This window comes from Duganella rhizosphaerae (assembly GCF_040364205.1).
Lineage (GTDB): Bacteria > Pseudomonadota > Gammaproteobacteria > Burkholderiales > Burkholderiaceae_D > Rugamonas > Rugamonas rhizosphaerae.
On the sequence record NZ_BPWK01000016.1, the window covers coordinates 185,287 to 196,093 of the forward strand.

Below are 10,807 nucleotides of genomic sequence, written 5' to 3' on the forward strand. Positions count from 1 at the left end.
GCTACTGACCGCACGGTTCAGCGTCTGTGGCCAGACACTTTGCGGCGTTACATGAACGAAGCCCGCAAGTATTACATACAACTCGCGGGCTTGCAAGAACTAATTGAAAATCGCCCCCGGCCCGAAGACCGGAGGCGACGACTTCAATTAAACGATTTGCGCGGCTTGCACCACGCGCGTCACGGTCCATGCCTTCGTTTTGGAGATCGGACGACCTTCCACGATTTCCACCGTGTCACCGGCTTTCACCTGGTTGGTCTCGTCGTGCGCGTGATACTTGTTCGAGCGCACGATGATCTTGCCGTACAAAGGATGCTTGACGTGACGTTCGATCAGAACGGTGACGGTTTTGTCCATCTTGTCGGACACCACTTTACCGATCAGGGTGCGCTTGAGCGACTTTACTGGTTCGGTCATTTGGCTTCCTTCGTGTTCATTACCGTTTTTACACGTGCGATATCGCGACGTACCTTCTTGAGCTGCGAAGTGTTGCTCAGCTGCTGCGTAGCGGTTTGCATACGCAGGCCGAACTGGGCCTTCAACAGGTCATTCAGCTCTTTTTGCAGAGCTGCCTGGTCTTTGCCGCGGAGTTCAGATGCTTTCATATTTCACTCCTGTTATTGGCCGACTTGACGGACCACGAAGGTGGTCGCCAGCGGCAGTTTGGCAGCGGCCAGGCGGAATGCTTCGCGCGCCAGTACTTCGTCTACGCCGTCCATTTCGTACAGGACTTTGCCCGGACGGATTTCAGCGACGTAGTATTCCGGATTACCCTTACCGTTACCCATACGGACTTCGGCAGGCTTGTTCGAAATTGGCTTGTCCGGGAAGATGCGAATCCAGATACGGCCACCACGTTTGATGTGACGGGTCATGGCGCGACGTGCGGCTTCGATCTGGCGTGCCGTGATACGACCACGGGCAACGGCTTTCAGACCGAACTCACCGAACGACACCGAAGTGCCGGTGCCATGCGAAATGCCGGTGTTACGGCCTTTCTGCTCTTTACGATACTTCCTGCGTGCTGGTTGCAGCATGATTATTCTCCTGCTTTCTCGGCCGGCTTGGCGGCAGTGCGAACACGAGCGCCTGGAGCCGCTGGCTTGGCGCCGGCGCCTGCTGGACGCGGACGGCCAGCTGGTTTGCCGTCGTCACGACGTGGGCCACGTGGCTTCTTCTCGTCCGGCGGGGTATCGATGACTGGTGCATCGCCGTTCGGCGCGCGGTCACCCTTGTATACCCAGACCTTGACACCGATGATGCCGTAGGTGGTCGAAGCTTCGCTGGTGCCGTAGTCGATATCGGCGCGCAGGGTGTGCAGTGGCACACGGCCTTCGCGATACCACTCTTTACGAGCGATTTCGATACCGTTCAGACGACCCGACGACATGATCTTGATGCCCAGGGCACCCAGACGCATGGCGTTTTGCATCGCGCGCTTCATGGCGCGACGGAACATGATGCGTTTTTCCAGCTGTTGAGCGATGGAATCGGCGATCAGTTGCGAGTCGATTTCCGGCTTGCGGATCTCTTCGATGTTCACGTGGACAGGAACGCCCATGATCTTGGTCAGCGCCGACTTCAGTACTTCGATGTCTTCGCCTTTTTTACCAATGACCACGCCTGGACGCGAGCTGTAGATCGTGAAACGTGCGTTCTTGGCTGGGCGCTCGATGACGATGCGGCCGACCGAAGCGTTCTTCAGCTTGGTCTTCAGGTAAGCGCGTGCCTTCAGATCTTCGTTCAGCATCGAAGCGAAGTTGCTGTTGCCCGCGTACCAACGCGATGCCCAGTTACGGGTAACCGACAGGCGGAAGCCGGTTGGGTGAATTTTTTGACCCATTTTTAGCTCCTTAGTTGCCGACGGTCACGTAAATGTGACACGATTGTTTCGAGATGCGATCGCCCCGGCCCTTAGCGCGTGCAGTGAAGCGCTTCAGGATCGGGCCCTTTTCGACGTAAATGACTTTTACGAACAGTTCGTCGATGTCGGCGCCATCATTGTGCTCGGCGTTCGCGATTGCGGACTCCAGCACTTTCTTGATGATGGTCGCGCCCTTTTTTGGGCTGAATTGCAGAATGTTGAGTGCAGCGTCAACTTTCTTGCCGCGGATCTGGTCAGCCACGAGGCGACCTTTCTGATCCGACAAGCGCACACCCTTGAGGATAGCTTTGGTTTCCATTATTTCTTCGCCTTCTTGTCAGCGGCATGGCCCTTGAACGTGCGGGTCAGCGCGAATTCACCGAGCTTGTGACCAACCATGTTCTCGGAAACGTACACTGGCACGTGCAGCTTGCCATTGTGGACGGCGATCGTCAGGCCGATGAAGTCAGGCATGATGGTCGAACGACGGGACCAGGTTTTGATTGGCTTTTTGTCTTTGGCAGCTTGCGCGGCTTCGACTTTTTTCACCAGGTGGGCGTCACAGAACGGCCCTTTTTTCAATGAACGAGTCATGTGCTACCCCTTATTTCTTGCCGCGGCGCGAGACGATCATGGAAGAAGTACGCTTGTTGCTGCGGGTCTTCTTACCCTTAGTCTGTTGGCCCCAAGGCGACACTGGATGACGACCAGCTGCAGTTTTACCTTCACCACCACCGTGCGGGTGATCGACCGGGTTCATGACCACACCGCGAACGGTAGGACGAACACCGCGCCAGCGCATCGCACCAGCTTTACCGATTTTACGCAGGCTGTGTTCGGCATTGCCGACTTCACCCACGGTTGCACGGCACTCGATGTGCACGCGACGCACTTCACCCGAACGCAGGCGAACCTGAGCGTAGGTGCCGTCACGGGCCATCAGGACCACGCCGGCGCCGGCGGAACGGGCCATTTGGGCACCCTTACCTGGCAGCATTTCGACGCAGTGCATGACGGTACCGACCGGGATGTTGCGGATCGGCAGGCAGTTGCCCGACTTGATCGGCGCTTCCGAACCATTCATCACTGCATCGCCAACGGACATGCCCTTGGTTGCGATGATGTACTGGCGTTCGCCGTCGGCGTAGCACAGCAGGGCGATATTCGCGGTGCGGTTTGGATCGTATTCGATACGTTCCACTTTCGCTGGAATGCCATCCTTCTGACGCTTGAAGTCGATCAGGCGATAGTGCTGCTTGTGACCACCGCCGATGTGGCGGGTGGTGATGTGGCCGTTGTTGTTACGACCAGCAGTTTTCGATTTTTTCTCAACCAGGGCTGCGAACGGACGACCTTTGTACAGGTCCGGGTTCACAACTTTCACCATGCCGCGACGGCCTGGGGAGGTTGGCTTCATCTTAACGAGTGCCATTATTTAGCCTCCTCGGAGAAATTGATTTCCTGGCCAGGTTTCAGGCACACGAAAGCACGCTTGGTATGGTTGCGGCGGCCGGTGTGAGCACCGGAACGCTTCTGCTTACCTTCGCGGTTGACGGTCTGCACCGATTCCACTTCCACTTTGAACAGCAGTTCAACAGCGGCTTTGATTTCTGGCTTGGTCGCGTCGGTGGTTACACGGAACACGATCTGTTCGTTCTTTTCCGCGACCATGGTGGCCTTTTCGGAAATGACCGGAGCCAGCAGCACCTTCATCAGGCGCTCTTCGCTAAATTTCAATGCGCTCATGCCAGCATCTCCTCAATCTTGGCCAGTGCAGCTTTCGTGACCAGGATCTTCTTGTAGAACACCAGGGACATTGGATCTGCGTGACGTGGTTCAACAACCAGTACGTTAGGCAGGTTACGCGATGCCAGTTCCAGGTTTTCGTTGGCGACGTCGGTGATGATCAGAACCGAGTCAAAGCCCATGCCGGTCAGCTTTTGCGACAGCAGCTTGGTCTTTGGCGCTTCGATCGTCAGGTCTTCGATGATCGTCAGGCGATCTTCGCGGGCCAGCTGGGACAGGATCGAGCAGATACCTGCGCGATACATCTTCTTGTTCACTTTGTGGGTGAAGTTCTCGTCAGGCGAGTTCGGGAAGATGCGACCACCGCCGCGCCACAGTGGCGACGACGACATACCAGCACGAGCACGGCCGGTACCTTTTTGGCGCCATGGCTTCTTGGTCGTGTGGTGGACTTCTTCACGGTCTTTTTGTTTACGGTTGCCGCTGCGAGCATTGGCTTGGTAAGCAACGACGACTTGGTGGATCAGGGCTTCGTTGTAGTCACGGCCGAAAATGGTGTCGGCGGCAGCTACGTTAGAGGCGGCTTGACCTTGAGCGTTCAAGAGCTTGAGTTCCATCGTTTAAGCTCCCTTCTTTGCTTTAACTTTGACAGCAGGCGATACGACAACCTGGCCATTTTTCGCGCCTGGGATCGCGCCTTTGACCAGCAGCAGCTGACGGTCGGCATCGATACGGGCGATTTCGAGGTTCTGCACAGTGCGGGTGACGTCACCGAGGTGGCCGGTCATGCGCTTACCAGGGAACACGCGGCCTGGATCTTGCGCCATACCGATGGAACCTGGAACATTGTGCGAACGGGAGTTACCGTGGGTAGCACGGCCCGAAGCAAAGTGGTGACGCTTGATGGTACCGGCGTAGCCTTTACCGATCGTGACACCTTGAACGTCGATCTTTTGACCGACTTCGAACAGGGAAGCAGCAACAACGTCGCCAGCTTTCAGTTCGGCAGCTTTGGCTGCGTCAACGCGGAACTCTTTCAACAGAGTACCAGCTTCGACACCGGCTTTAGCGTGGTGACCAGCAACAGCCTTCGTTACGCGGGAAGCGCGACGTTGACCGAATGCGACCTGAACCGCGGTATAACCGTCGGTTTCAGGAGTTTTGATTTGCGCAACACGGTTGTTCGATACGTCCAACACGGTGACTGGGATCGAATCCCCGTCATCGGTGAAGATGCGCATCATACCAACCTTGCGACCGAGAAGGCCAAGGCTCATTTTTTCTCCAATTCCCACCTACGATTGGGCGGGGATATGTTGAACTACTAAAATTAGTACGGACCAATAAAAAGACGTATCCATACCGAAGCCGGCTAGTGTAGCGCGAAAAGACCCTTGACGCAACAACTTAATACGAGGTATGTCGGGTTTCCGCGGCTTTACGGGGACGGCGGCGGCGGCGCGCGCAAACGCTGGCGCCATGCGGGCTGGCGCTCAGCGCTCAGGCACGTGGATGCTGGCCTTGATGTGCTTCAGATGGGCGACGATGGTAAAGGTCATCACCACCAGCAGCGACCAGGAACTCCACTTGCTGACGTGTACCGCCGACCAGGCGCCCAGCTGGTTGGGATAGCGCCACACGCCCCAGAACGTGCTGATATTCTCGGCCAGCCAGATGAAAAAGCCGATCAGCACGAAGGCCAGCAGCACCGGCATGCGGCGCTCCAGCGCAGCAAGCATGGTGGTCAAGGTTGAGTATTTGGCAAGCGACTCTAGCGCCGCGGCGCGCGCCTGTCCAGCAGCAACAGACGAAAAAAAACCGGGCAGCGAGTGCCCGGTTTTCAGACTTCCCGTTCCAAACGATTAGAACGTGTAGGAAGCGCTTGCTGCGAAGGTGCGGAACTGCGGCGTGGTGAACGTGTCACGATAGTTCACTTGCGCGTCCTTGTTCAACAGGTTGTTGATGTAGACACTCAGCTTCACGTTCTTGATACCGGAGTACGACAGGTTGTAGTCCAGCGTGGTGTTGCTGCGTACGCGTTCGCATGCGGGCATGTTGGCGGCGCTGACATTGCTGGTTGCGCAGAAGGTCAGGTTGTCGTCGCTGTTCAGGCTGTAGCCGCCGGTGTAGTTGACGGTGGCGCCGTGGTCGAACGCGCCAACTTTCAGCGAAGCACGCAGCTTGGTACGCAGACGCGAACCGGCGTCGTAGTTACCGGCGGAGTTCATGCCGTAGGCGTTGTCAGCCACTTCGAACACTTGGTAGTTCAGCGCGTAGGTGCCTTCCAGTTTCAGGCGCAGATCGCCGACGTTCTGGATCTTCACGCGGCCAGCCACGTCGAAGTCGAAGCCCGAAGCGCGGGTCTTGCCGCTGTTGACGTATGGGTTATAGACCAGGCCCAGCTTGCCAACGCCACCGAAGTTGACGGTGGTGCCAGGCGCATACTTCTTGGCCAGCGCGATGAACTCGTTGTCCGCAGCGGTGTTGTCCGTGCGCAGCAGTTGGCCGGCTGGCAGCGAAGCCTCGCCTTTCAGTACGTCGCCCACGGCGCGGGTGCCGATTTCGTCCTTGCGCTCGATATTGTAGTAGTCGAGTGCCAGGGTCCAGTTCTTGACCGGCTCAAACACCATGCCCAGCGTGTACGAGCGCGAGGTTTCCGGCTTCAGGTCAGGATTCGACGACACAAAGCTCGGCAGCGGAGCCTTGCAATCGTTGTTCAGGAAGGTGTTGGCGATCGCCTTGTCGGTGGTGGTCGCGGTTGGCGACTTCTGCACCAGGTCGTTCAGCGCGGTGGCGGTCGGGCAGCGACGCAGGTCGTTGACGTTGGTCGCGACGGAGCTACGACCCAGGCCGTTACCGGATTCAACGATGTTCGGCGCGCGGAAACCGCCCGAGACCGTACCGCGCAGCAGCAGGGTTTCGGTGGCATTGAACTTCAGGCCGACCTTAGGCGAGACGTGGGCTTCGCTGCCGCTGGTTTTGTCGGCGCGCAGAGCGGCGCTCAATTCCAGCTTCTTGACGACCGGGATGGTTGCTTCGGTGAACACCGCGTAGTGGCTGACGGTGTCCTTGACTTGCAAGCCGAAGATGCCGACTAGGTCGCCGCGCAGGACGTTGTCCGAACTCGCCATTTCATACGATTCGCGACGCAGGTCGGTACCCACGGCGACGCTCAGCGGACCGGCTGGCAGCTGGGCAACGGCGCCGGACACGGTGGCGTCGAAGAAGGAAATCTTCGATTTACCCTTGGTGGTACGGACCGGGAACATCGCTTCCAGCAGGGCCGGATCGTTTTTCTGGCCGAACTTGTAGGTGTTGTTGACGATCGCGTCGGTGTAGCCCTTGGCGCTAGGCGCGCGGGTGGCCTTGGTGGCCGACGAGGTCATGTAACCAGCCGCCGATTTCCAGTCGTAGTCGCCCAGGGTGCCGTTCAAAGCCAGCATGGCGCGGGTCTGGTCGGACTCGGTGCGGTTGAAGTTGAAGCCGTCGCCGGTGTCCAGCAGGCGCGCGCGCAGTTCGATCGCTTGCGGATATGGATTGCCGTTGTTGCCGATTGGCAGTTTCGGATAGGAGAACGGGCCGACCATCTTGCCGTCGATCGCGTTGTACCAGACGCTGGTGCCGGTGGTGGTGCCGCCGTTGTTGGTGCTGAACGGTGCAACGATGTAATCGTTGGTGGCGCCGGCTGTCATCAGCTCAAAGTTGGCGTCGATATTGGCGCCAATCTTGAAGTGGGTATTGCTCATCGCCGCATAGCGCTTGTTGTTGGTGGTCAGGCCAGTGCTCGGCAGCGCGTCCCATTTGCACAGCTTGTCGGTCGGGTCGATCTGGTCGGCCGGGCAGCCGGCGCCGGCGACGATCTTGGCGCTGTTGAAGAAGTAGTTACCGGTCGGCGAGTAGGGACTCTTGGCATCCCAGGTCGAGTGGCCAGGGGTCTTGCGGTACCAGTCAGGGTACTTGCCGCGCATTTCGCCCATGGTGTAGCCGTCACGCTTGTAGCCTTCGAAGGTGACGTAGGTGTTGAAGCCCTGCTTGTCGATGTCGCCGTAGCCGTAGATCGCCGAGACGCTGCGGTTGCGGTTGTCCTGGAAGCCGTCGGCGGTCTCGTAGTTGACCGTGACCTTGCCGCCTTCGTAGTCCTTGCGCAGGATGATGTTGATCACGCCGGCGATGGCGTCGGAACCGTAGATGGCCGAAGCGCCGTCCTTCAGGATCTCGATGCGCTCTACCGCGTCGGTCGGGATCGCATCCAGATTGGTGAAGTTTTCCTGGGCGCCGTCAGCCAGGCCGTACGGCGCAATGCGGCGGCCGTTGACCAGGATCAGGGTCGAGACCTTGCCCAGGTTGCGCATTTCGATGCCGGACGAACCGGTGGCGAAGCTGCCCGAGCTGGCGGTTGCCGAGTTGATGTTGGTGCTGGTGGCGCTCGACGAACGCAGCAGGCCCAGCACCGTGTGCTGACCGGTACGCTCGATATCGTCGCGGGTCAGGACCTGGACCGATGCGGCGGCTTCGTTGTCGGTGCGCTTGATGCTGGAACCGGTAATTTCGACGCGTTGGAGTTTAGGTTCGGTGTCAGCGGCTTGCTGAGCGTAGGCGTGCTGCGAGAAAGCGACGGTCAATGCGATAGCGATCGCACTTTTTTTAAAAAGTGGTTTATTCAAGAACTGCTCCCAGATGTGGTGTAGATAATCTGCGCGTTCGCTATCGTCCACCGGGGTAAGGTAGACCTAGCTTTTCACGTCTATCGCAAATTTTGCACACACATGGTGCAGGTGACAAGGGATACAGAACGTTACATTACAATTTAGTTAGTTTAGGAGTGTGTTTGTTGTTTTCCGGAACAATTTCCTTCAAAAACAATGGCCCAAACGACAATGGGGCCGGGCGCGTTCGCGTTGGCGAACAGGCCCGGCCCCATCATCAGCTGGCGGCGGAAAAACAGCTCCGCCGGCCGGCTTGAAAACGATTATTGCAGTTTGATTTCGACGTCGACACCAGCTGGCAGGTCCAGCTTCATCAGTGCGTCAACGGTCTTGTCGGTTGGGTCGACGATGTCCATCAGGCGCTGGTGGGTACGGATCTCGAACTGGTCGCGCGAGGTCTTGTTGACGTGTGGCGAACGCAGAACGTCGAAACGCTGGATGCGGGTTGGCAGTGGGACTGGGCCCTTGACAACGGCGCCGGTGCGCTTAGCGGTGTCAACGATTTCCAGTGCGGACTGGTCGATCAGCTTGTAGTCGAAAGCTTTCAGGCGGATACGGATTTTCTGGTTTGGTGCGGACATGATATTTCCTCAAAAGAGCGAACTGACAACTATGTAGCGTCAGCAATGTTTAAAAGAACGAGTTTGATACCGGCAAGGAGCCCGCCCTTGCAAGGGCGGGCCGCACGCAGGCGCGGGGCAAGCCCCGCGAATTCCCTGCTAAGCCCGATATGGTATCACACCATGCCGGCCGTGTTTCATCTCAGCGCTTAAAAATTAAGCGATGATTCGAGCCTGGCTTCGCCAGAAGCTGGTCGCAGGCTTTAATTTCGCCGGGCCGGCGTTGTCGCGCTGCAAAAAAGGAATGATTACCAAATTAACACATATTGGCGTATGATTATCAAAACAGCAATCCGCTGTGTCACTTGAGGAACACACTCATGAACTATCGCATCGCCGCCACCTGCCTCAGCCTAGCCTTGCTGGGCAATGCCGGACTGGCCCAAGCACAGATCGCGCACGCAAGCGCCAGCGTGTCCAACCTGCATTTCACCACCCTGGACCTGACACCGAATGATGGCGTTACCGGCGGCGCCATCTTCAACGGCAACGCGCAACGTAGTATTTATGGCTATTTGTGGCAGGACGAGACATGTTCCTCATGCGGCGACATCACACATCCCAGCGCGAACGAAACGGCAGAGCTGCGCTTCGACTCCGTCTACGCGCACACACTGACCCGTCAAGGTCCGATGTTCGGCGCCACCACCCGCTCCGAGGCCAGCGCCACCGGCGACATGACGATCAGCGGGCCGATCGCCTACACCAGATCGACCAATGTAGAAACATTTACCTTGCTGGCCCATACCTCGATCACCGTCTCAGGCCATGCCACCGTATACACCGATGGCAACGGCTCGCTGGGAAGCGGCAAGACTGCTTCCGACTACGCATACATCTTCATGGGTATGCGGCTGAGCCAGGCCGATCAGTTTAGCGCCGCCTGGGGCCTCGACAATTCGAACGACCAATATCCCTATGTAAAAAACGTGGACCTCGCCCAAGATTTCGCTATCACCTACACCAACAACAGCAACGTCAACCAGCGCGTGGATTTACACGCCGAGAGCAGCAGCAGGGTCGACGTGTCGCCGATACCTGAGCCGTCCAGCTTCGCCATGCTCGGCGGCGGGCTGCTACTGCTGGCGGCCCGCCGCCGCCGGGCCTGACGATCGCTGCGTGGCCAAAAGCAATGGGGCCGGGCGCGTTCGCGTTGGCGAACAGGCCCGGCCCCATCATCAGCTGGCGGCGGAAAACAGCTCCGCCGGCCGGCTTGAAAACGATTATTGCAGTTTGATTTCGACGTCAACACCAGCTGGCAGGTCCAGCTTCATCAGTGCGTCAACGGTCTTGTCGGTTGGGTCGACGATGTCCATCAGGCGCTGGTGGGTACGGATCTCGAACTGGTCGCGCGAGGTCTTGTTGACGTGTGGCGAACGCAGAACGTCGAAACGCTGGATGCGGGTTGGCAGTGGGACTGGGCCCTTGACAACGGCGCCGGTGCGCTTAGCGGTGTCAACGATTTCCAGTGCGGACTGGTCGATCAGCTTGTAGTCGAAAGCTTTCAGGCGGATACGGATTTTCTGGTTTGGTGCGGACATGATATTTCCTCAAAAGAGCGAACTGACAACTATGTAGCGTCAGCAATATTTAAAAGAACGGTTTTCGTACAACAGGGCCGACAAGGTATTACACCTTGTCGGCCCTGCTTTACATCAGCGCTTAAAAATTAAGCGATGATTTTAGCAACAACGCCGGCGCCAACGGTACGGCCGCCTTCGCGGATTGCGAAGCGCAGACCTTCTTCCATCGCGATCGGGTTGATCAGCTTGACGGTGATCGACACGTTATCGCCTGGCATAACCATTTCTTTGTCCGCTGGCAGTTCGATCGAACCGGTCACGTCAGTCGTACGGAAGTAGAACTGTGGA

General features: G+C 57.8%; 16 protein-coding genes. 1 reads left to right on the forward strand and 15 read right to left on the reverse strand.

All coding sequences use genetic code 11. The annotated features are described in order from the left end of the window. Window positions 1-147: 147 nt before the first annotated feature. From rpsQ to rpsJ (RUGAMON1_RS27355), 13 genes are all read right to left on the reverse strand, one after another. Window positions 148-417: a 30S ribosomal protein S17 gene (gene rpsQ / locus RUGAMON1_RS27295; protein ID WP_008444314.1), complete on the reverse strand. Its 270-nt coding sequence runs from the start codon at window positions 415-417 to the stop codon at window positions 148-150. Beyond that, a complete protein-coding gene (gene rpmC, locus RUGAMON1_RS27300) occupies window positions 414-605 on the reverse strand; it encodes a 50S ribosomal protein L29 (RefSeq protein ID WP_020704377.1) in 192 nt (63 codons plus the stop codon). The genes rpsQ and rpmC overlap by 4 nt, the downstream gene beginning before the upstream one ends. 12 nt (window positions 606-617) lie before the next feature. Beyond that, window positions 618-1,037 (reverse strand): 50S ribosomal protein L16, encoded by a 420-nt coding sequence (gene rplP, locus RUGAMON1_RS27305; RefSeq protein ID WP_020704376.1) that lies wholly within the window; start codon window positions 1,035-1,037, stop codon window positions 618-620. Window positions 1,038-1,039: 2 nt separating this feature from the next. Continuing rightward, window positions 1,040-1,843 (reverse strand): 30S ribosomal protein S3, encoded by an 804-nt coding sequence (gene rpsC, locus RUGAMON1_RS27310; RefSeq protein WP_008444300.1) that lies wholly within the window; start codon window positions 1,841-1,843, stop codon window positions 1,040-1,042. 10 nt (window positions 1,844-1,853) lie between these two features. Then, on the reverse strand, window positions 1,854-2,186 hold the full coding sequence (rplV, locus tag RUGAMON1_RS27315; RefSeq protein WP_173595008.1) for a 50S ribosomal protein L22: 333 nt from the start codon (window positions 2,184-2,186) through the stop codon (window positions 1,854-1,856). Beyond that, window positions 2,183-2,458, reverse strand: coding sequence for a 30S ribosomal protein S19 (gene rpsS, locus RUGAMON1_RS27320; RefSeq protein ID WP_008444295.1), 276 nt, complete (start codon window positions 2,456-2,458; stop codon window positions 2,183-2,185). The genes rplV and rpsS overlap by 4 nt, the downstream gene beginning before the upstream one ends. Window positions 2,459-2,468: 10 nt before the next feature. After that, a complete protein-coding gene (rplB, locus tag RUGAMON1_RS27325) occupies window positions 2,469-3,296 on the reverse strand; it encodes a 50S ribosomal protein L2 (protein WP_020704372.1) in 828 nt (275 codons plus the stop codon). Then, a complete protein-coding gene (gene rplW, locus RUGAMON1_RS27330; RefSeq protein ID WP_008444291.1) occupies window positions 3,296-3,610 on the reverse strand; it encodes a 50S ribosomal protein L23 in 315 nt (104 codons plus the stop codon). Before rplW ends, rplB begins: the two co-directional genes overlap by 1 nt. Next, the gene (rplD, locus tag RUGAMON1_RS27335; protein ID WP_026334873.1) at window positions 3,607-4,227 is read right to left on the reverse strand and encodes a 50S ribosomal protein L4; all 621 of its coding nucleotides are present in this window, start codon (window positions 4,225-4,227) and stop codon (window positions 3,607-3,609) included. The genes rplW and rplD overlap by 4 nt, the downstream gene beginning before the upstream one ends. Before the next feature lie 3 nt (window positions 4,228-4,230). Then, complete coding sequence (rplC, locus tag RUGAMON1_RS27340; protein ID WP_020704370.1) at window positions 4,231-4,887, reverse strand: 50S ribosomal protein L3; 657 nt, start codon at window positions 4,885-4,887, stop codon at window positions 4,231-4,233. A 216-nt stretch (window positions 4,888-5,103) separates the two neighbouring features. After that, window positions 5,104-5,358 carry a DUF817 family protein gene (locus tag RUGAMON1_RS27345; RefSeq protein WP_445233465.1) on the reverse strand — a complete coding sequence of 85 codons (255 nt, stop codon included), beginning with the start codon at window positions 5,356-5,358 and terminating at the stop codon, window positions 5,104-5,106. A 114-nt stretch (window positions 5,359-5,472) separates the two neighbouring features. After that, the gene (locus tag RUGAMON1_RS27350) at window positions 5,473-8,274 is read right to left on the reverse strand and encodes a TonB-dependent receptor plug domain-containing protein (RefSeq protein WP_445233466.1); all 2,802 of its coding nucleotides are present in this window, start codon (window positions 8,272-8,274) and stop codon (window positions 5,473-5,475) included. A 305-nt stretch (window positions 8,275-8,579) separates the two neighbouring features. Beyond that, complete coding sequence (gene rpsJ / locus RUGAMON1_RS27355; RefSeq protein WP_005663509.1) at window positions 8,580-8,897, reverse strand: 30S ribosomal protein S10; 318 nt, start codon at window positions 8,895-8,897, stop codon at window positions 8,580-8,582. Between the two features lie 359 nt (window positions 8,898-9,256). Here rpsJ (RUGAMON1_RS27355) and RUGAMON1_RS27360 point away from each other — a divergent pair, with 359 nt between their 5' ends. Further along, window positions 9,257-10,045, forward strand: coding sequence for a PEP-CTERM sorting domain-containing protein (locus RUGAMON1_RS27360; protein ID WP_445233467.1), 789 nt, complete (start codon window positions 9,257-9,259; stop codon window positions 10,043-10,045). A gap of 114 nt (window positions 10,046-10,159) precedes the next feature. On the opposite strand, the gene rpsJ (RUGAMON1_RS27365) is transcribed toward RUGAMON1_RS27360, so the two are convergent. Together rpsJ (RUGAMON1_RS27365) and RUGAMON1_RS27370 are read right to left on the reverse strand one after the other, a co-directional pair. After that, entirely contained in the window at window positions 10,160-10,477 is a 318-nt protein-coding gene (gene rpsJ, locus RUGAMON1_RS27365) for a 30S ribosomal protein S10 (protein WP_005663509.1), read from the reverse strand. A 128-nt stretch (window positions 10,478-10,605) separates the two neighbouring features. After that, a partial coding sequence (locus tag RUGAMON1_RS27370; protein WP_502806593.1) for an EF-Tu C-terminal domain-related protein occupies window positions 10,606-10,807 on the reverse strand: 202 nt, incomplete at its 5' end.